This is a genomic window from Micromonospora sp. NPDC047707, assembly GCF_040704235.1.
Taxonomy (GTDB): Bacteria; Actinomycetota; Actinomycetes; order Mycobacteriales; family Micromonosporaceae; genus Micromonospora.
Genome location: NZ_JBEYSU010000019.1, coordinates 37,710 through 55,795, shown reverse-complemented (window position 1 = coordinate 55,795; position 18,086 = coordinate 37,710). Strand labels below are relative to the sequence as shown.

The window sequence follows — 18,086 nt, the reverse complement described above, 5'->3', positions numbered from 1 at the left end:
GGCGTCCCCTACGCCGACCCGATGGCGGCCACGGGGCCCCGGTCAGCCGAGCCGCGCGACAACCTCCGGCGTCAGCTCGCCGATCGACTCCAGCACCAGCGCCGCGAGCCGCTCCGCGTCCGGGTCCAGCGGGTACGCCCCGTGCGGCACCGCCACCACCGCCATGCCGGCCGCTGCCGCCGACCGCACCCCGTTGGACGAGTCCTCCACCGCGACGCAGCGGGCCGGATCGACGCCCAGCCGTTCGGCGACCGCCAGGTACACGTCCGGCGCCGGCTTCCCCAGCGCGGTCTCCTCCGTCGACAGCGTCGCGCCGAACACGTCGGTGAGGCCCGTCGCGGCGAGCGCCGCCGCGATCAGCCGGGTCGGGGACGAACTGGCCAGCCCCAGCGGCCACCGCCCGGCCACCCGGCGCACGACCTGGTCGGCCCCGTCGATCAGCGGTACGCGCTCCGCGTACCGCCGGGTCATCTCCTCGACCACCTCGGTGGCGACCTGCTCGGGCGTCCGGTCGACGCCCAGCTCCCCGCTGAGGTAGTGGGACCACTCGCCGGTGCTCATGCCCATCAGCCGGCGCTGCGTGTCCGCCTGCCAGGTGCCGCCGTGCGCCGCCACGTACGCCCGCCGGACCTCCTCCCAGACCGGCTCCGAGTCCACGATCACGCCGTCCAGGTCGAAGATCACCGCATCCGCCACGTACCCATCCTGCCGGACGGGCGGTCGCGGCGCCCGCGCCCCGGCCGGGGTGGCCGCCGGCTGCGCGGATCGCCGGGGTCGGCTCCGCTGTGACCTCAGGCCTGGAGTGCGGGCAGACCGATCGGGCTGCCCGCCGGGATGACGGTGTGCGCGGCGCGGGCGATCGGGTCGAGCAGCTCGCGTAGCCGCTCGGTGCGCTCCGGGCCGAGCGCCCGCCACGGGCGGGCGGCGGCGTCGTCGGTGGCGTCCTCGACGGCGCGGAAACCCGCACGGCCGTGCTCGGTCGGCTCGCCGTCCGGCGTCAGCCAGCCCCGCTCGGCGAGCCGGCCGCGCGCCGCCGCCCACTGCTCCTCGCTCCACCCCCGGCCCAGCAGGTTGACCGGGGACATGTCCACGGCCACTCGCCAGGCCAGCGTCTCCACCGGGTCGAGGTCGGCGGCGACCAACGCGCCGATGTGCCCGTCGCCCCGGTGCTCCCGCAGCGTGGTGGCGGCCTGCCAGAGCCGGGCGAGCGGGTACTCGCCGCGGGGCAGCGCCGCGTTGGCCGCCCCCAGCACCCGGCCGGCCACCTCGACCTCGGCCGCGGCGGCCTCCAGCAGGTCGGCGGCCTCGGCGAGATGCGACTCGGGCAGCTCGTACGTCAGCTCCGCGAGCGCCTGCACGGCCCCGGTCAGCCGGGCCCGCAGCGCCTCCGCCGGGGTGGCCAGTTTCCACACCGCCGGCAGGGCGCGCTGCACCATGTGCGGGGCGAAGCTGTAGAACGCGGCGACCACCGGCGCCGACTCGGTGGGGCCGAGCGGGGCGGCCCGCCCGGCGAAGTAGCCCCGCCAGTAGCCGCGCAGCCCGACCGCCTCGTACGCCGCCCGGGCGCGCGGATGGAAGTAGGTGACGGCATGCGCCGGCTCGAAGTGGGTCCACATCAAGCGGGCGGTCCGCCTCGCGTCGTCCGTCACGTGCACCTCCGCGGTCCGGTGGTCACCCGGGACGGCCGACGCCCCAGGGTGACGCCGAACCTACTGCCGGGGGGTGACGGGCCGGAAGCCCTCTGTGGGCAACTGCATCACCCCGGGGCGACATCCCGGACGATCCGCCCGGGTCACTGGGCGGCCAGCACGTCCACGACGAAGCGCAGCGGACCGGCCGGGCGGCCGCCGCCCCCGTCGCCGTACGCCAGCTCCGCCGGGATGTCCAGCTGCACCCGGCTGCCGACGGTCACGCCGACCAGGCCCTGGTCCCAGCCCGGGATGACCTGCCCGACGCCGATCGCGAAGCTCGCCGGCTCGCCCCGCTTCCAGGAGGAGTCGAACTCGCGGCCGTCGGCGTAGAAGACGCCCACGTAGTTGGTGGTGATGGTCTGCCCGGTCTTCACCTCGGGGCCGGTGCCCTTGATCAGCGGGGTGACGACCAGTTTCGTGAGGTCGCCCTTGCCCGCCTCCACGACCGGCTTGGTGTTCAGCGCCGGGTCGGCGCCGGCCGGCAGCGGGGCGCCCGCACCACCGGCGGCCGGCGCGGAGGCGCTCGCCGACGGGGTGCCGGCCGCCTGGTCCGCCTCGTCCCGACCGCGGTCGATGATCACGAACACGGTGATCAGCACCGCCACCACGGCGACACCGGCGAGACCGCCGGCCCAGGCCTGCCGGCGACGCTTCTTCTCGGCCGCCTTCTGCGCGGCGAGCTGGGCGGCCAGCCGCCGTTCCGACTTCTGGGACCGGTTCTGCGTGCGCTCGCTCACGGCGTCGACTCCCTGCTCGAAGTGGTGGCCGGCACCGCGTGCCGGGGGTAGGCCGACGCACACGGTACCCGCCCGGCTCCCTGGTGTGCAGGCGTCAGGTGCGCGGGACGATCACCGGGCCGCGACCGGCGGTCGCCGGTAACGTCACCGATATGGCGATCCTCACCGACGAAGACGTTGCCCTGCTCGCCGAGCCGCAGCTCGCCCACGTCGCGACCGTCGAGGTCGACGGCACCCCGCACGTCACACCCGTCTGGATCGACACCGACGGGGAGAACATCATCTTCAACACCGCCAAGGGCCGGGTGAAGTACGACAACATCCGGCGCAACCCGGCGGTCGCGGTGTCGGTGGCCGACAAGGAGAACGACTTCCGGACCCTCTGGGTGAAGGGCACCGCCGAGCTGGTCGAGGAGGGTGCCGACGAGCACATCGACCGGATGGCGCAGAAGTACCTGGGGGAGGAGACGTACCCGTTCCGCCAGCCCGGCGAGGAACGGGTGATCGTGAAGATCCGCCCGACCCACAGGCTCGGCCGCGGCTGAGACCGAAGGAAGGGCCCCTTTTTAACGCCCACCGTCAAGAAGGTCCCCTCCTCTACCGCTGGCGTTAACAGGGGGCCCTTCCTTACACCTCAGGCGGTTTTGCGGGCGGCCTTCTTCGGGGCGGCCTTCTTGGCCGGGGCCTTCTTCGCCGGTTCGGCCTTCTTCGCCGCCGTCTTCTTGGCGGCGGCCTTCTTCGGCGCCGCCTTCTTCTCGGCCGCCTTCTTCGCCGGGGCCTTCGCGGCCTTCTTCTCGGCCGCCTTCTTCTGCGCCGAACGCGCCGCTGTGATCGGCGTCGGCTCACCCGCGCCGCGGGCCGGCGCCTCACCGCGGGCCGCCTTGGCCCGCTCAACGGACGCCTTCAGCGCGGCCATCAGGTCCACCGCCGCCGCCGGGGCCTCCTCGACCTCCTCCGGCTGGACGACTTCCCGGCCCTCCACCTTCGCGTCGATGACCTCCTGCAACGCGGCCCGGTAGTCGTCGGTGAAGGCGTCCGGCTGGAAGTCGCCGGCCATCGAGTCGATCAGTGAGCTGGCCATCGCCAGCTCCGGCGGCCGGACCTTCAGGTCTTCGTCGAGGAAGCCGAAGTCCGGCGTACGGATCTCGTCGGGCCACAGCATGGTGTTGAGCAGCAGCACCCCCTGGTGGACGCGCAGCGTCGCGAGCTGCTCCCGCTGGCGGATCGCCACCTTGACGATGGCCACCCGCTCCGAGTCGACGAGCGCGTCCCGCAGCAGCACGTACGGCTTGGTGGCCGAGCCCTCCGGCTCCAGGAAGTACGACTTGGCGTAGAGGATCGGGTCGACCTGCTCGGCGGGAACGAACTCCAGCACGTCGATCGCCCGCGAGGTGCTCAGCGGCAGCTCGGCGAAGTCCTCGTCGGTGAGGATGACCATCTCGCCGCCGCCGATGTCGTACCCCTTGGCGATGTCGTCGTAGCTGACCTCCTCGCCGCAGACCTGGCAGGTGCGCTTGTAGCGGATCCGGCCGCCGTCGTCGCGGTGGACCTGGTGGAAACGGATGTCCTTCTCCTCGGTGGCGGAGTACAGCTTCACCCCGATGGAGACCAGGCCGAACGACACGGCTCCCTTCCAGATGGCCCGCATCCTGCGCTCCCTTCCCCGGTATCGACCATGCTCCCATCCGATCGAACCGGACGCGAGGCGTTCCGCGTGCCACTACAGTCGGGTCGTGCCCGGCGCGCCGATCAAGCCGATGCTCGCGATGACCGGGCAGCTCCCGGCGGGTGGCGGCTGGGCGTACGAGTTCAAGTGGGACGGGGTGCGGGCCCTCGCCGACATCTCCGGCGGCCGGCAGCACCTGTACGCCCGCTCCGGCGTCGAGATCACCGCCGCGTACCCGGAACTCGCCACCCTGCACCGGCAGGTCGACGACGCGTTGCTCGACGGCGAGGTGGTGCTGCTCGGCGAGACCGGGCAGCCCTCGTTCACCGCGCTCGCCGAGCGGATGCACGTCCGGGACCGGAACAAGGCCGCGCGGCTGGCGGCGGTCATGCCCGTCACGTACATGATCTTCGACCTGTTGCGGCTCGACGGCGTCGACCTGACCGGCCGGCCCTGGGAGGAGCGGCGCGCGACCCTCGACGGGCTCGGCCTGGGCGGCGCGCGCTGGGCCGTGCCCCCGGTCTTTCCCGACGGCCCGGCCACCTACCAGGCCGCGGGGGAGCACGGCCTGGAGGGGGTGATGGCGAAGCGGGCCGACTCGGCCTACCGGCCGGGCGTGCGCTCACCGGACTGGCTGAAGGTCAAGCTGGAGGTCACCGGTGACTTCGTCGTCGGCGGCTGGCGGCCGGGGGCGCGGAAGATCGGCGGGCTGCTGGTCGGGGTGCCCCGGCCGGACGGGCGGCTCACCTACCGAGGCCGGGTCGGCGGGGGGATCGGCGCGGCCCTGGAGCGCGAGCTGCTGCGCGAACTGGAGCCGCTGCGCGGCGGCGGGTCGCCGTTCGCGGGCGACGTGCCGCGCGAGGATGCCCGGGGCGCGATCTGGGTAACTCCCCGGGTCGTGGTGGAGGTGAAGTACGGCCAGCGCACCCCGGACGGGCGGCTGCGCTTCCCCCGGGTGCTGCGGCTGCGGCCCGACAAGCCCGCCGAGGAGGTCGAGGATGCCGGCTGAGCGGTTCCGCGTCGAGGTCGAGGGGCGCACGCTGGAGCTGTCCAACCTGGACAAGGTGCTCTACCCGGCGGCCGGGTTCACCAAGGGCGAGGTGATCGACTACTACACGCGGATCGCGCCCGTGCTGCTCCCGCACCTGGCGGACCGGGCGCTCACCCGGATCCGCTTCCCCAACGGCGTCGACGGCGGCTCCTTCTTCGAGAAGAACGCCCCGGCCGCCACGCCCGGCTGGGTGCGGACCGAGACGCTGCCCGTGCCCGGGTCCAGCAAGGGGCGGGAGACGATCGACTACGTGGTCGCCGACGACCTGCCCACCCTGGTGTGGCTCGCCAACCTCGCCGCGCTGGAGCTGCACACCCCTCAGTGGAAGGTGGGCGAGCACCCGGACATGATGGTCGTCGACCTGGACCCGGGCGCGCCGGCGGCGCTGAAGCAGTGCTGCGAGGTGGCGTTGCTGATGCGCGACCGGCTCGCCGACGACGGCGTCGAGTCGTACCCGAAGACGTCGGGCAAGAAGGGCATGCAGCTGTGCTGCCCGATCGCCGGCACCCAGGACTCCGATCTCGTCTCCGGGTACGCCAAGCGCATCGCGCAGGAGCTGGAGAAGGCGCACCCGAAGCTGATCGTGTCGAAGATGGCGAAGAACCTGCGGCCGGGCAAGGTCTTCATCGACTGGAGCCAGAACAACGCGGCGAAGACCACGGTCGCGCCGTACTCGCTGCGGGCCCAGTCGGTGCCGTCGGTGTCCACCCCGCTGACCTGGGACGAGGTCGCTGCCGGAGCGGCCGGCAAGCGACCGTCGACCAAGCCGTACACGGCGACCGAGGTGCTCAAGCGGGTGGAGAAGCAGGGCGACCTCCTAACCCCCCTCCTATCCGGCGGCCCCCAGCTCCCGGTGTAAGGAAGGGCCCCCTGTCAACGCCTCCGGTAGAGGAAGGGTCCCTTGTTAACACCCGGCGCCAGCGCTCACGCCGCCAGCCAGGTGGTGTACGAGACGCGGGCGTTCAGGTTGGCCGGCACGCCCCGCCAGGCGTAGCAGTTGACCCGGACGGACGTGTCCGTCGTGCCGGAACGCCCCCAGCCGGCCAGGACGCAGTGCCCCCGGCTCGGCTGGCTGGGGGAGGACGGCCCGTGGGCGTTGACGAAGGCGGTGCCGAACGCCGTCCCGGTGCCCCGGAACGTCACCTGGTAGCGGCCGGTGCCGAGCAGCGTCTTCACGGCGCCGCCGTACGTGCCCAGGGTCGAGTTGTAGCTGTCGCCGCCGAGCACCCCGTCGCCCGCGTACTCGCCGTAGAGCGTGCCGCTCGCGAAGCGGGGACCGGCCGAGTGGCCGAGCAGGTCGACCCGGACGCCGTAGGTGACCGCGAAGCGGGCGTCGATTGGGGTGCCGACCGCGTTGGCGCAGCGGACCTCCCAGGAGTCCGGCCAGGCGATCTGGCAGTTCACCGCGGCGGTGCCGAGGGCGGTGACGTGGGCCATCGGGAAGTACGGGTGCCCGTGCTCGCTGGCCGGGTTGGGGTTCATGCGGAAGCGGTAGTGACCGGTGGCCAGCCGCTCGTAGGCGATCGTCCCGCCCGTGGAGTCGTACCGGTAGGTGCTGGCCAGGGTGCGCAGCCCGGTGGGCGCCGTCTGGTCGGTGACGAACCAGGCGAGCCGGCCCTGGTGGATCTGCCGGCGGTTGGTGAAGGTCGCCACGAAGCGGCTGTCGACGGCCGCGCCGGTCGCCGCGAAGCAGCGCACCTGGATCAGCAGGTCGTCGCCGCCGAGCAGGGTCCGGTACCACCCGGCCAGCGTGCAGTGCACCGGCCCGCCGCCGTACGCCACCACGTGCGCGACGCCGCCGCTCGTCGCCGCGCCCTCCAGCACCACCGTGTACGCCCCGGTGCCCGTACGCCGGACGACCACGTCCCCCTCGATGGAGTTCGCGGTGTAGGAGTTGGTCACCGGGTACTCGGCGGTGGTCGGCTGGTCCGCCCAGACGGTGGCGGTGACGATCGGGTCGATCTCGGGGATCGGATCCGCTCCGGCCGGCCCCGGCACGGTCAGCGCCGCGCCGAGCAGCAGCGCGCTGATTCCCGCCGCGACCCATCCTCCAGCTCGCATGACAGCAGCCCTCCCGCCCGGCCGGGCCGGTCCGTGGACATCGGACACTCGACCCGCCCACGAGTCTGGCAACCGCCGTCAACCTGGGCCCGTAGGCTGGGGCGGAGCCTGTCGAGGGGAGTGTGCGATGGCACGGGTTGACGTGACGCTGCCGGACGCGAGTGCCGGGACCGTGGCCGCGACCCGTGGACCCGCGCTGCTCACCTGGCTCGACGGCGCGACCGGTGAACGTGTCGACCTGACCGCGCCGGAGCTGGGTCGGTGGGCGGCCCGGTCGGCCGGCCTGCTGCGGGACGGGTGCGGGCTGGCCCCGGGCAGCCGGGTCGCGGTGCTGCTGCCGCCGCACTGGCGTACCGCCGCCATGCTCCTGGGCGCCTGAGCGGTCGGGATGGCGGTGTCGTTCCGGCCGCGGGCCACCGCCGGGCTGCCGGTCCTCGAACCGGGCGCGGACCGGCCGTACGACGCGGTCCTCGTCACGCCGGAACGGCTCGACGACTGGCTGGAGGACGTACCGGAAGGGCTGCACCGGTACCTGGTGGGTCCCGGACCGTTGACCGGGGTGCCCGCCGGCTGGCTCGACTGGTCCGTCGAGGTGCTGCGGCACACGGACGCCCCGCCCGACCACGCGACGATCCGCGCGACGGATCCGGCCAGCGCGGACGGCACCAGCTACGGGCAGTGGGGCGCGATCGCGGAGGCGGTGGCCGACCAGCTCGACCTGCGGGCCGGCGACCGGCTGCTGGTGGACGTGGCCGAGCACGAGCAGCCGCTGAAGTGGCTGCTCGCCCCGCTGTCAGCCGGCGCCTCGGTGGTGCTCTGCGCCAACCTCGACCCGGCCCGCCGGGACGCCCTGGTCACGGCCGAGGGCGTCACGCGGGTGCTCTGACGCCAGGCTTACTGGAACAGCCGGCCCGGCCGCTTGGACCGGCTCGGCTTGGCGACCAGGGCATCCCTGCGCCGGCGGCGCACCATGAGTGCACCCGTGCTCTTCTTCAGCCCCTTGATGAGTCTGTCCTTCATCGGATGCTCTCCTCCCGCGTACGCCAGATCGGAGATGTCGATTCCGGTATCGCCGCTCGCGTACCCCCGGAGGCGGCGGTCATGCGCCGGCGGACCGCTCCCCAGCCGCGTCGCGTGGGTCCGGCGTTTCGTCTGCTCAGGGTCTGCGGCTGGCCAACGGCAGCGCCTCCGACACGCCGTTCCTACAACAACGGCCGCGACTACATCGACGGCGTGGTGATCCTCGACGAGTCGATGCCGGGCGGCACGGCCGGCAAGTACGCGCTGGGTGACACGCTGACCCACGAGGTGGGCACTGGCTGATGCTGGAGCACACCTTCGCGCACGGCTGCTCCGCCTCCGGCGACTTCGTGGCGGACACGCCGCGCGAGGCGCACCCGCAGTTCAACTGCCCGGTCGGCGCGGACACCTGCAACGCACCCGGGCTGGACCCGATCCACAACTTGATGGACTACACGGAGGACTCCTGCATGAACATGTTCACCCCGGGCCAGGCGGACCGGATGAGCGACGCCTGGGTGGCCTTCCGTTCTGGCGGCACCAAGAACTGACCGGCACGTATCGGGATGGGCGGGCCGCACGCGAGCGGCCCGCCCATCCCGCCCGGAGGTAGATCTACTCGACATCATTGAAGTCGGGCTGAAAACGCTCCGTGGATGCCCCGACTTCAGTGATGTCGAGTCGATCAAATGGGCCCGAGCCTGCCGTCGTCGCCGGGCCGGCTCCCCGGCTCAGCCGACGCGCGGCGGTAGCCGGCGCGAGCACGGCGGCAGGTGGTCGGCTGGCAGCGCACACCGCGCGCCGCCGGGCAGTGGGCGGTCGCAGAAGACCCAGTGGCGTACGCACTGCTGGTCCTCGGCCGACACGGTCACCCCGCCCGGCTCGACCCGGGCGCTGAGCCGGGCCAGCACCCGGGCGGCGGTACGGGCGAAGATCCGGGCGCGGTGCAGATCGGGCGCGGTGACCGGCAGGTGGATCACCCAGCGGTCGGTCATCGGTAGCGGTGGTTCGCCGACTGGGCGCTCTGCCACGCACGCAGCGCGTTCTTGATCCGTACGTTCTCCTCCTGCACCGCGACCAGGGCGGTCTGCGCGACGGTGAGTTCGTCGGCCACCTGGTGCAGGAAGGCGCGGATCTCGACCGGGTCCAGGCCGCGCCGGCGGACGTTGAAGCACCGCTCACGGATCTGCCAGGGCCGTAGTCGCTGGGGTGGGCGGACTTCTGCCGGACGTGGCTTCTCGCGTCGGCCCGCCAGCCGGCGGATCAGGTTGCGCACGGGTGACCGCCCTTTCTCGGATCGAGTCAGAGTGGAGGGGGCGGTCTCCGCCGGTTGGGACGGCGGAGACCGCCCCGCCCTGCCACCGCAGCCTCGATCGGCGGTACGACGGCAGGGCCGCGCCGGGGGAGCGCGGAGGGTGAGGTCTCGGCGGCGATGCGAGACCGGTACGAGAGGCGCCAACCGACCGCAGCGGAACCGCATCACCGAGAGCGACGCTACCGATACCTCTCACCTCTGTCAACGCTCTCTTACCTGTCGAATCTGGCTAGCGCCTGCCTGCCTGCTGCACCTCTTTCAGTTGTTGCCGCTCTTTCACCTGGTGCTCGATACTGGGAGGGCCAACCGACTGCAAGGGGCCTTCACGTGCCGATTCCGCCGACCATGGACGAGTTGATCGAGGATCTGCTGAGGCGGATCGAGGTGGGCGAGTTTCAGCCCGGGTCGCAGATTCCATCCACACAGGAGCTGTCTGACCACTACGACGTGTCGGTGTCGACCATCCACCGTGCGGTGGCGAGGCTGCGGGGGCAGGGTGTGTTGGTCGGCCGACCGGGGCGCGGCGTCTTCGTCGCGGATTCGAGGCAGCGCTGACTCGGTCGACGAGGGTGGGCCCGGGAATCAACGCGCCCCCGCCCGATCGAGAGCTGCTGGACTTCGCGGTCGGGCTGGCCGAGCGTGCGGGAAGCCTGGCCGCCGAGCGGTTCTTCGCGGCTGACTTCGCGATGACGCTCAAGGCGGACGGAACCGAGGTCACCGATGCCGACGTTGCCGTCGAGGCGCTGATCCGTACCGAGCTGGCGGAGCGGTTTCCGGCTGACGGCGTGTACGGCGAGGAGACCGGTGACACGGTTGGCACCTCCGGCCGGCGATGGATCATCGACCCGATCGACGGCACGAAGTACTTCGCGTACCGCATCCCCATCTTCGGCACCAACCTTGCCCTTGAGGACGAGCATGGCTCCGCTCTCGCCGTGATCAATCAGCCTGTCGCCCGACAGTTGATATATGCGGGGCGCGACTGCGGCTGCCGTGTCCGCATCGACGGCAGGGATCTGGAGCCGGTGCTGCGGGATACCCCGGACCTGGCCGCTGCCCGAGTGGAGCTGGTCAACCCGGCCGGTTGGCCCGCTGACGTGCTACTCGCGCTGCACCGTCGTACGCGGATCACCGGCCACCTGGGCGGGATCGGTGGTCTGCTCACCGGACTGGTGGATGCGATCGTGATCGCCGGCCCGGAAATGGGTACGAAGACCTCGCACCGCTACCGCTGATCGTCCAGGAGGCCGGCGGGAGGGCGACCGATCTTCGCGGTCGCCCGCTGCTCGCCGGGGACGGAACCGCGCTGCTCAGTACCGGCCGCCACCACGACGCCCTGTTGGACCTGCTGGCGCCGGTCCTGCCCACCTGATCAACTCCATGCCGGGGGCATCGAGGCTTCCGAGCTACCCGGATGCCGCCACGTCGCCAGCATGAAGGTTAGGAGGCCGCGATCAGCTGGATCTCACAACGGACGCCGCTGGCTTTGGCGAGGCGACCATCACCGGTCACGAGTGGGCAGGTCATCAGTTCCGCAACCGCGACATACGCCGCGTCGTAGGCCGACAGGTTGCCGCGCAGTTGCCACACCCGATCGAGCAGCATCGAGGTGCTGACCTCGTCGATGACCAGCGACGGGAGTGTTTCGATCGCTTCCTGCGCCCGGGCAAGGCCGAGCTTGTTGCCGAGCACCTTGCCCCTGATCACGGACATGACCTCGACCAGGAGGTGGGCGGGGGCAGCCCAGTGCGGATCTCCGGTCAGCGCCGCCCGCGCCGCGTCGCCGATGGGGCCGTCGTCGACCAGAGCGTCGGCAAGTGCTGACGCGTCAACCACGATCACGCCGAATCTCCCCACGGCCCCCGCTGCTCCCGCTGCTCGGTCAGCTCAGCGGCACTCTCTCCAGGCAGGGAACGCGCACCGTCCGAGCGGCCGGCGAAGCGATCAAGGGCCGCCGTGTTGCGGAGACGTCGAGCCTGCGTCTCCACCAACTCCAACAGGTACGCCTGAAGTGACTGTCCGCGCGCCTTTGCCTGGGCTGCCAAGGCATCCCGCACTTCCTCCGGCACGTCGCGGATCTGGAGAGCAACCATGCATTCATTCTGCATGCAGAAGCGCCCGTGCTGCAGTTCGTTGCCGAGTCGAGAAAGCGCTGACGACTGAGTCATTCACGACATCAGCTCCAAAGCGACCGCGAGAGACGCTCGGACCGGCGGTCTCTTGCTCCCGCACAGTGATCGACTCGGCTTCCCGGAAGTCGGGGTGTCCGACCAGCTCGAACGGCCCGACTTCCGGTAAGTCGAGTTGGTCGATCCTGATCAGTCGACCGATGGCAGTTTCGGGCCGAGGACGTCGTCAGCGTCGACGATCGTGTACGCGTACCCCTGCTCGGCCAGAAACCGCTGCCGGTGCGCCGCGTACTCGGTGTCGATCGTGTCCCGGGACACCACCGTGTAGAAGTGCGCCTGCCGGCCGTCGGCCTTCGGGCGGAGCACCCGGCCGAGGCGCTGCGCCTCCTCCTGCCGCGACCCGAACGTGCCGGACACCTGGATCGCCACCGCCGCCTCCGGCAGGTCGATCGAGAAGTTCCCGACCTTGGAGATCACCAAAGTCCGGAGTGAGCCGGACCGGAACGCGTCGAACAGCCGCTCCCGCTCGCGGTTCGTCGTCGACCCCTGCACAATCGGCGCGTCCAGGTATTCCCCCAACTGGTGCAACTGGTCGATGTACGCGCCGATCACGAGGACCTGCTCATCCGGGTGCCGCTGCACCAACGCGCGAACCACCGGCAGCTTCGTGCGGGCGGTCGCCGCCATCCGGTAGCGCTCCTCGGCCTCCGCGGTCGCGTACGCCATCCGCTCCGCGTCGGTCAACGTCACCCGTACCTCGGTGCACTCGGCCGGGGCGATCCAGCCCTGCGCCTCGATGTCCTTCCACGGCGCGTCGTACCGCTTGGGGCCGATCAGGCTGAACACGTCGCCCTCCCGGCCGTCCTCGCGTACCAGAGTCGCCGTGAGGCCCAGCCGGCGGCGGGCCTGGAGGTCCGCCGTGAAGCGGAAGATCGGCGCCGGCAGCAGGTGCACCTCGTCGTAGACGACCAGGCCCCAGTCGCGGGCCCCGAACAGGTCCAGGTGGGTGAACGCGCCGCCGCGCCGCGAGGTGAGCACCTGGTACGTGGCGATGGTGACCGGGCGGATCTCCTTGCGCTCGCCCGAGTACTCGCCGATCTCCTCCTCGGTCAGCGAGGTGCGGGCGATCAGCTCGCGCTTCCACTGCCGCCCGGCGACCGTGTTGGTGACCAGGATCAGCGTGGTCGCCTTCGCCTCGGCCATCGCCGCCGCGCCGACCAGCGTCTTGCCCGCGCCGCAGGGCAGCACGACGACGCCCGAGCCGCCGGCCCAGAACGCCTCGACGGCCTCCCGCTGGTACGACCGCAGCGTCCACGGCTTCCGGCCGTCCTTGCCGGCCTCCGCCAGCTCGATCGGGTGCGCCTCGCCGTCGACGTACCCGGCCAGGTCCTCCGCCGGCCAGCCCAGCTTCAGCAGCGCCTGCTTGAGCCGGCCCCGCTCGGACGGGTGCACGGCGATCGTGTCGTCGTCGATCTTGTTGCCGAGCATGCCGGCGAGCTTCTTGCTCTTGGCGACCTCGACCAGGACCACCCGGTCCAGGGCGCGCAGGACCAGACCGTGCGCCGGGTCGTTGGCGAGCTGGAGCCGACCGTACCGGTCCATCGTCTCGGCGACGTCGACCAGCAGCGCGTGCGGCACCGGGTAGCGGCTGTACTTGATCAGCGCGTCGACCACGGCCTCGGCGTCGTGGCCGGCGGCCCGGGCGTTCCACAGGCCGAGCGGCGTCAGCCGGTACGTGTGCACGTGCTCGGGGGAGCGCTCCAGCTCGGCGAACGGGGCGATCGCCATCCGGCAGGCCTGCGCGTCGGGGTGGTCGATCTCCAGCAGCAGGGTCTTGTCCGACTGCACGATCAGGGGTCCACCACTCACGGGAAGCGCCTCTCCTCGATCTCGGGTCGTCGGCCACCGGGTGCGGACGTGACCTGCCGCAGGCCGACCATCCAGTGTTGCACGCGCTCACCGGACGTCAGGAAAACGTGCACCCGGTGCAACCGTTGCGCCCGTGCCGTACGTCTGTATGGCAGACGACCGTCCCAGGGGAGGCGCCATGATCAGGACCCGGCTCGCCACCCGGCTCCTCGCCGTGGCGGTTGTCACGCTGGTCGGCGCCGGTGCGTGCGCGTTCGATCCGCAGGCCGAGGGCGGTGGGGGCGGGGGGCCCGTGCCGGTCGGAGCGGCGGAACAGTCAACGGGGGCGAGCGGCACGCCCGGCCCGGACCGGCCCGCACCGGCGACGTCGTCGCCGACGACCTCCCGGTCGAGCCCGACCGCCGAGCCGAAACCCAGCCGCACCGCACCCCGGCCGAGCGGTTCGCCGTCACCCGCCGGCTGCCCGCAGGGCGAGCACCAGCGCCAGGTCGAGACGTACCTCACCCGGCTGGGCGGCTTCGGCACGGTGACCGTGGACGGCCGCCAGTCCGCCGCCGACTGCGCCGCCATCAAACGGTTCCAGCGCAGGTACGACATCCGCCCCGCCCACGGCCGGGCCGGCCCCACCACGTACGACGTGGCGAAGCGGCTCGCCACCACCGACACCGACGTGTGCGGCGACCGCCCCGGGCTCACCTTCTGCGTCGACCTGACCCGGCAGACCACGTGGGTGAAGCGCGACGGCCGAGTGATCGTCAAGCCGACGGTGACCCGCACCGGCATGGCCGGCTTCCGCACCCCGGCCGGCACGTTCACCATCGACCGCCGCAACGTGAAGGAGTGGTCCAACCCGTACGAGGTGTGGCTGCCGTACTGGCAGCACTTCACCCGCGGCATGGGCTTCCACGAGACCACGACCTACCTGCACGACGGGTCGATCGGCTCACACGGATGCGTCAACCTGCTGCACTCCGACGCCGTCCGCTACTGGGAGCTGGGCCGGGTCGGCAGCCGCGTGGTGCTGGTCGGCAGCCGTTCCGGGTGACACGCGAGGACGGATCGGGGATCGCCGAGCCAGGTCGGGCTGGCCCGTCCCCTACTGGCGGCTTGTCGTGTTGATGTAGTTGATTCCGTTCTTGTAGAAGCCGTCAACGGTGCGTTTGACCTGCGCCATGCTCACCGCCTTGCCGTCTACCGCGTAGATCCAGTTGACCTGCATGTTCCATGTGCGTTCGCCGGCGAAGGGCAGGTCGATCAACCACGTGTTGAGGTGGATGCGCATGGGTTCGCGGGGGAAGGTCCTGCCGCTGCTGCTGAAGACCGGTCGGCCGTCGATGGAGTACGTGACCTTGCCGTCGACTGCGGTGATCATCAGGGTGTGCCACCCGGCGAGAGAGCGATTCAGAGCGCGCGTGGTGCGGTCGCCGGGTGTGGCGCTACGCCAACTGGTGGTGTCGAGCTTGGGACCGGGGGCGCCCCAGCCGCCGTTGGGCTGGTACTCGAAGTCGAGTTCGGTGTAGCGCTCTGAGGTCGGCTGCGGCGAGATCATGCAGAACGATTCGATGATGTGGTCGCCGTTGCGACCGTCGGCGGGCTTGTCGGTGAAGTGGATCCGTGCGGCGATGGTGCCGGTGAAGAAGGTGTTGTCGATGCCGATCAGCTCGGCCTGCCGGGTGCCGTCGCGGGTGCCGTCGGTGGACACCTGCAACTGGAGTACCTGCCCGCCTTGCGCCTTCCGGTTGGCGGGGAAGCTGATGGCGTCCGCTGACCAGGTGCTCGCGATCCCTGGCCCGCCGCCGTCGGTGCGGACCTGCCACCCGTTGGCGGTCACCGCCGGATCGGCGACGTCGGTGTAGTGGAAGTTGTCGAAGAGAGTTCCGGCCGGCGCGGTCAGGGCCGGGGCGTTCGCGGGCTGGGGGGACGCTGCCGGTGGAGCGGCACCGGGTTCCTCCCCCCAGAGGAGAACCCCGTCGACGTAGCCGGTCACGCGGGTCGAGGGCGCGTACCGGGTGAGCTTCGGATCGAACGAGCGATCGTCGGCCTGATCCAGGTCCTCGCGGTCGAGGCGGTACAGCTGCAGCCCGATGCCCTCGCTGGTCTGGCCTGGTGCCAGCGTGCCGGCAGCGGAGGTGAAGCCGACCTGCAGGTAGTGCGTCGCGGTGGGGGCTGGATCCGGCATCGCACCGACGACCTGGGTGACGTTCGAGCATTGGAGCGTCGTCTGCAGGCAGTTGGCCGCGTAACCGGCACTGGCGTCGTCGCTGAAGTAGTACCGGAGCGTCACCTTGTGCAGCGCCACCGGCTGGCTGGATGTGTTGATCACTTCCAACCACGGCTTCGCGACCGGGGCGGTGGCAGGAGTCTCCGTCCGGTACCGGACGGTCAGCAGTGAACTCTCGTCAGCGGACCGGTCGGCGAACGTCGTCCGCCACCCACCGTAGAGCGCAAGCCCGGCACCGAGCACCACCACCATGACCAGGAGTGGGCTCAGCCAACGGTGAGAGGAACGAGAACGCGACCGGCCCATGCCACTCCTTGACGACTCGACGCCCGCGCGTAACAGGAAAGCTGGCCGGGGCGCCTAGACAAACAGGCGTCATCCTACCGGCGCCGGTCCGACGTCGTCGTTCCGCAGGACGGGGATCTTCCCCGGCGGCCTCATGGCCGCCCCGTCACCGTGGATCAGCCGAACAGTCAGCCGAAACTGGGCCGGAAGGAGGCGTCACTCGGTTATGAGGTCAGCTATGTTTCTCCTGCTCCATGCCCCGACAGTCGGCGTGGGCGATGATCATCAAACGGGGAACACGTGTCATACAACATGATGGGCCAAGCGGGGCCTGAAGCGACCACCATCCTGAAGGGTCTCCGCTGGAGACACCACGGCACTCCGAAGCCCAGCGGCCCGACGCTGCACGACATCGTCGCCATCATCCCGGCCCGCAACGAGGAAGTCGGGATCCTCACCTCCCTGAACTCGCTGGCCCGGCAGACCTGGCGCCCGGACCGCATCGTCGTGGTCGTCAACAACTCCACCGACCAGACGGAGGCCTACGCCCGGCGGTTCGCCGCCGATCCGAGCACACCGCGCACCGACGTCCTGCTGATGCCAGAGAACGAGCACAAGAAGGCCGGCGCGCTCAACTACGGCCTCGCCTGGTTGAGCAAGCGAGTGGGCGGGCGGCTGGACCCGGTGCAGCACGTCCTGGTGATGGACGCCGACACGGAACTGCACCACAAGTTCATCGAACGGGCCCGCAACGTCATCACCGCGGATCCCAAGATCGGCGGCGTCAGCGCCGTCTGCCTGGGCCGCACCGGGCTGTGGCGCAACCCCTGGCAGAGGTTCCTGCTGGGCATGCAGATCATCGAGTACGGCCGCGCCGCCAACGCCCGTTTCATGACCGACGTGCACACCATGTCGGGAGCCGGGTCGTTCTACCGGGGCGTGGCGCTGCAATCGGTCATCGACAAGCGCGGCGCGGTGTTCTGGGAGGACCACCGCAACCTCGTCGAGGACTACGAGACGACGCTGACGCTCAAGGAATGCGGCTGGAAGGTGACCGCGAACCAGTTGTGCATCGCCTACACCGATCTCATGCCCACGCTTCGTGAGCTGCTGCAACAACGTCAGCGCTGGGTTCGCGGCACTGTGGATGCCCTGCGCGCCCGAGGCTGGACCAAGTTCACCTGGCACTCGATCGCGACGATGATCCTCGGGTTGCTCGGCGTCGTGTACCTCATCGGCTGGGGGGCCACCCAACTGGCCGCCGCCGTCGCGAACGGCTTCGCGCAACAGCCCATCTTCTGGTTGCTGTTCGCGTTCTGGGTCATCTACCCCGCGGTGATGGTACGCAACCTCGGCTGGAAGGCGATGCTGGTCGAGGCCCTGATCATTCCCGAACTGGTCTACACGATCGTACGCATGTACTGGCTCCTGTCGTCCCTCCTCAAGTCCTATTTCACGCCCGTGTCGGCATGGAAGTAAGGCAGCGTCACAGGTGAACTCCATCAAAGGCTTCGGGGTCTGCTTCCTCCTGGCGGCGACCCTGATCGCCATGCGCGAACTCGCACAGGTCGAGTACGCCCTCCTCATCCTCACTGTCATCCTCATCTCCAGCTCCACCGGCTTCTACCTGCTCTCGCGTCAGCGATACCGCCGGGACCGCCGAATCGCCGGCGACTGATCGCACACCCCGTGCGGCCGGTGACATAACCCCTGTCGCTTCCGCTCCGGCGGTGTCACGCTGGACGGCAGGGCGGGACACGCGGGGAGGCGCAATGACGGTTGAGCGGGATGCGATCCGTGAACAGCGGGCCGAGCCGACCGAGTCACCCACCGCCGTCACCACCGCCACCGTGGTCGCGTACGCGGCCGCCGGGGTGCTTCTCTTCGGCTGGTTTCTCTTCGGCTGGCTGGTGCAGCGCCAGGGCTTCGTCGCCTCGGTCGGTGAGACCGCCGGCACGGCGTTCGGCCTGCTCCTGCTGATCGCGGTCGTCGGTACGGTCCGCCGCGGCCGGCGCTGACCCGACGCCGCCCCGCGCCCGGC

The 18,086-nt window shown here is 70.9% G+C and carries 23 protein-coding genes and 1 pseudogene; 12 read left to right on the top strand and 12 right to left on the bottom strand.

The genetic code is table 11. The features are described 5' to 3' along the window. Positions 1-42 precede the first annotated feature (42 nt). From AB0873_RS20520 to AB0873_RS20510, 3 genes are all read right to left on the bottom strand, one after another. On the bottom strand, positions 43-696 hold the full coding sequence (locus AB0873_RS20520; protein WP_366601336.1) for an HAD family phosphatase: 654 nt from the start codon (positions 694-696) through the stop codon (positions 43-45). Between the two features lie 95 nt (positions 697-791). Next, positions 792-1,649, bottom strand: coding sequence for a hypothetical protein (locus tag AB0873_RS20515; RefSeq protein WP_366601335.1), 858 nt, complete (start codon positions 1,647-1,649; stop codon positions 792-794). 143 nt (positions 1,650-1,792) lie between these two features. Then, on the bottom strand, positions 1,793-2,491 hold the full coding sequence (locus AB0873_RS20510; RefSeq protein ID WP_366601333.1) for an FKBP-type peptidyl-prolyl cis-trans isomerase: 699 nt from the start codon (positions 2,489-2,491) through the stop codon (positions 1,793-1,795). A gap of 89 nt (positions 2,492-2,580) precedes the next feature. Here AB0873_RS20510 and AB0873_RS20505 point away from each other — a divergent pair, with 89 nt between their 5' ends. Next, positions 2,581-2,973, top strand: a complete 393-nt coding sequence (locus AB0873_RS20505; protein WP_366601331.1) for a PPOX class F420-dependent oxidoreductase — start codon at positions 2,581-2,583, stop codon at positions 2,971-2,973. A gap of 89 nt (positions 2,974-3,062) precedes the next feature. On the opposite strand, the gene AB0873_RS20500 is transcribed toward AB0873_RS20505, so the two are convergent. Beyond that, entirely contained in the window at positions 3,063-4,076 is a 1,014-nt protein-coding gene (locus AB0873_RS20500; protein WP_366601329.1) for a Ku protein, read from the bottom strand. Between the two features lie 85 nt (positions 4,077-4,161). Between AB0873_RS20500 and ligD (AB0873_RS20495) the strand changes: the two genes are divergently transcribed. Further along, positions 4,162-5,103, top strand: a complete 942-nt coding sequence (gene ligD, locus AB0873_RS20495; RefSeq protein WP_366601328.1) for a non-homologous end-joining DNA ligase — start codon at positions 4,162-4,164, stop codon at positions 5,101-5,103. Next, positions 5,093-6,004: a non-homologous end-joining DNA ligase gene (ligD, locus tag AB0873_RS20490; protein ID WP_366601326.1), complete on the top strand. Its 912-nt coding sequence runs from the start codon at positions 5,093-5,095 to the stop codon at positions 6,002-6,004. Before ligD (AB0873_RS20495) ends, ligD (AB0873_RS20490) begins: the two co-directional genes overlap by 11 nt. A gap of 65 nt (positions 6,005-6,069) precedes the next feature. Here the strand turns inward: ligD (AB0873_RS20490) and AB0873_RS20485 are convergent, their stop codons facing one another. Further along, on the bottom strand, positions 6,070-7,206 hold the full coding sequence (locus AB0873_RS20485) for a hypothetical protein (RefSeq protein WP_366601324.1): 1,137 nt from the start codon (positions 7,204-7,206) through the stop codon (positions 6,070-6,072). A 127-nt stretch (positions 7,207-7,333) separates the two neighbouring features. Between AB0873_RS20485 and AB0873_RS20480 the strand changes: the two genes are divergently transcribed. Together AB0873_RS20480 and AB0873_RS20475 are read left to right on the top strand one after the other, a co-directional pair. After that, complete coding sequence (locus AB0873_RS20480; protein ID WP_366601322.1) at positions 7,334-7,585, top strand: hypothetical protein; 252 nt, start codon at positions 7,334-7,336, stop codon at positions 7,583-7,585. Positions 7,586-7,594: 9 nt separating this feature from the next. Then, positions 7,595-8,092, top strand: coding sequence for a TIGR03089 family protein (locus AB0873_RS20475; RefSeq protein WP_366601320.1), 498 nt, complete (start codon positions 7,595-7,597; stop codon positions 8,090-8,092). Between the two features lie 8 nt (positions 8,093-8,100). Here AB0873_RS20475 and AB0873_RS20470 read toward each other — a convergent pair whose 3' ends face one another. Beyond that, positions 8,101-8,226: a hypothetical protein gene (locus AB0873_RS20470; protein ID WP_255456152.1), complete on the bottom strand. Its 126-nt coding sequence runs from the start codon at positions 8,224-8,226 to the stop codon at positions 8,101-8,103. A 204-nt stretch (positions 8,227-8,430) separates the two neighbouring features. Here AB0873_RS20470 and AB0873_RS20465 point away from each other — a divergent pair. After that, positions 8,431-8,777: pseudogene (locus AB0873_RS20465) on the top strand (M43 family zinc metalloprotease); the annotation flags it as partial. 180 nt (positions 8,778-8,957) lie between these two features. On the opposite strand, the gene AB0873_RS20460 reads toward AB0873_RS20465, so the two are convergent. Next, positions 8,958-9,221 (bottom strand): hypothetical protein, encoded by a 264-nt coding sequence (locus AB0873_RS20460; RefSeq protein WP_366601318.1) that lies wholly within the window; start codon positions 9,219-9,221, stop codon positions 8,958-8,960. Further along, the gene (locus AB0873_RS20455; protein WP_366601408.1) at positions 9,218-9,481 is read right to left on the bottom strand and encodes a DivIVA domain-containing protein; all 264 of its coding nucleotides are present in this window, start codon (positions 9,479-9,481) and stop codon (positions 9,218-9,220) included. The genes AB0873_RS20460 and AB0873_RS20455 overlap by 4 nt, the downstream gene beginning before the upstream one ends. A 387-nt stretch (positions 9,482-9,868) precedes the next feature. Between AB0873_RS20455 and AB0873_RS20450 the strand changes: the two genes are divergently transcribed. Both AB0873_RS20450 and AB0873_RS20445 read left to right on the top strand, forming a co-directional pair. Next, positions 9,869-10,096 carry a winged helix-turn-helix domain-containing protein gene (locus AB0873_RS20450; protein ID WP_196255787.1) on the top strand — a complete coding sequence of 76 codons (228 nt, stop codon included), beginning with the start codon at positions 9,869-9,871 and terminating at the stop codon, positions 10,094-10,096. A 14-nt stretch (positions 10,097-10,110) separates the two neighbouring features. Next, a complete protein-coding gene (locus tag AB0873_RS20445; protein WP_366601316.1) occupies positions 10,111-10,776 on the top strand; it encodes an inositol monophosphatase family protein in 666 nt (221 codons plus the stop codon). 205 nt (positions 10,777-10,981) lie between these two features. Here the strand turns inward: AB0873_RS20445 and AB0873_RS20440 are convergent, their stop codons facing one another. The 3 genes from AB0873_RS20440 to AB0873_RS20430 all read right to left on the bottom strand — a co-directional run bounded on the left by AB0873_RS20440 (position 10,982) and on the right by AB0873_RS20430 (position 13,539). Further along, on the bottom strand, positions 10,982-11,398 hold the full coding sequence (locus tag AB0873_RS20440; protein ID WP_366601314.1) for a type II toxin-antitoxin system VapC family toxin: 417 nt from the start codon (positions 11,396-11,398) through the stop codon (positions 10,982-10,984). Continuing rightward, positions 11,380-11,634 (bottom strand): hypothetical protein, encoded by a 255-nt coding sequence (locus tag AB0873_RS20435; protein WP_366601313.1) that lies wholly within the window; start codon positions 11,632-11,634, stop codon positions 11,380-11,382. The genes AB0873_RS20440 and AB0873_RS20435 overlap by 19 nt, the downstream gene beginning before the upstream one ends. Before the next feature lie 225 nt (positions 11,635-11,859). Beyond that, a complete protein-coding gene (locus tag AB0873_RS20430; RefSeq protein WP_366601311.1) occupies positions 11,860-13,539 on the bottom strand; it encodes a DNA repair helicase XPB in 1,680 nt (559 codons plus the stop codon). Positions 13,540-13,717: 178 nt separating this feature from the next. On the opposite strand from AB0873_RS20430, the gene AB0873_RS20425 reads away from it, so the two are divergent. Continuing rightward, on the top strand, positions 13,718-14,584 hold the full coding sequence (locus tag AB0873_RS20425) for a L,D-transpeptidase family protein (RefSeq protein WP_366601309.1): 867 nt from the start codon (positions 13,718-13,720) through the stop codon (positions 14,582-14,584). 51 nt (positions 14,585-14,635) lie between these two features. Here AB0873_RS20425 and AB0873_RS20420 read toward each other — a convergent pair whose 3' ends face one another. Then, on the bottom strand, positions 14,636-16,012 hold the full coding sequence (locus tag AB0873_RS20420) for a cellulose binding domain-containing protein (protein WP_366601307.1): 1,377 nt from the start codon (positions 16,010-16,012) through the stop codon (positions 14,636-14,638). 333 nt (positions 16,013-16,345) lie between these two features. Between AB0873_RS20420 and AB0873_RS20415 the strand changes: the two genes are divergently transcribed. The 3 genes from AB0873_RS20415 to AB0873_RS20405 all read left to right on the top strand — a co-directional run bounded on the left by AB0873_RS20415 (position 16,346) and on the right by AB0873_RS20405 (position 18,063). Beyond that, positions 16,346-17,524: a glycosyltransferase family 2 protein gene (locus AB0873_RS20415; RefSeq protein ID WP_366601305.1), complete on the top strand. Its 1,179-nt coding sequence runs from the start codon at positions 16,346-16,348 to the stop codon at positions 17,522-17,524. 13 nt (positions 17,525-17,537) lie between these two features. Then, positions 17,538-17,723, top strand: a complete 186-nt coding sequence (locus AB0873_RS20410) for a hypothetical protein (RefSeq protein ID WP_366601304.1) — start codon at positions 17,538-17,540, stop codon at positions 17,721-17,723. A gap of 94 nt (positions 17,724-17,817) precedes the next feature. Continuing rightward, positions 17,818-18,063 (top strand): hypothetical protein, encoded by a 246-nt coding sequence (locus AB0873_RS20405; protein WP_155329197.1) that lies wholly within the window; start codon positions 17,818-17,820, stop codon positions 18,061-18,063. Positions 18,064-18,086 lie beyond the last annotated feature (23 nt).

Bases quoted from the DNA above. Each gene is read 5' to 3' on its own strand.
- AB0873_RS20505 (WP_366601331.1), top strand. From the start codon at position 2,581: ATGGCGATCCTCACCGACGAAGACGTTGCCCTGCTCGCCGAGCCGCAG.
- AB0873_RS20500 (WP_366601329.1), bottom strand. From the start codon at position 4,076: ATGCGGGCCATCTGGAAGGGAGCCGTGTCGTTCGGCCTGGTCTCCATC.
- ligD (WP_366601326.1), top strand. From the start codon at position 5,093: ATGCCGGCTGAGCGGTTCCGCGTCGAGGTCGAGGGGCGCACGCTGGAG.
- AB0873_RS20485 (WP_366601324.1), bottom strand. From the start codon at position 7,206: ATGCGAGCTGGAGGATGGGTCGCGGCGGGAATCAGCGCGCTGCTGCTC.
- AB0873_RS20480 (WP_366601322.1), top strand. From the start codon at position 7,334: ATGGCACGGGTTGACGTGACGCTGCCGGACGCGAGTGCCGGGACCGTG.
- AB0873_RS20475 (WP_366601320.1), top strand. From the start codon at position 7,595: ATGGCGGTGTCGTTCCGGCCGCGGGCCACCGCCGGGCTGCCGGTCCTC.
- AB0873_RS20470 (WP_255456152.1), bottom strand. From the start codon at position 8,226: ATGAAGGACAGACTCATCAAGGGGCTGAAGAAGAGCACGGGTGCACTC.
- AB0873_RS20460 (WP_366601318.1), bottom strand. From the start codon at position 9,221: ATGACCGACCGCTGGGTGATCCACCTGCCGGTCACCGCGCCCGATCTG.
- AB0873_RS20435 (WP_366601313.1), bottom strand. From the start codon at position 11,634: ATGGTTGCTCTCCAGATCCGCGACGTGCCGGAGGAAGTGCGGGATGCC.
- AB0873_RS20425 (WP_366601309.1), top strand. From the start codon at position 13,718: ATGATCAGGACCCGGCTCGCCACCCGGCTCCTCGCCGTGGCGGTTGTC.
- AB0873_RS20420 (WP_366601307.1), bottom strand. From the start codon at position 16,012: ATGGTGGTGGTGCTCGGTGCCGGGCTTGCGCTCTACGGTGGGTGGCGG.
- AB0873_RS20405 (WP_155329197.1), top strand. From the start codon at position 17,818: ATGACGGTTGAGCGGGATGCGATCCGTGAACAGCGGGCCGAGCCGACC.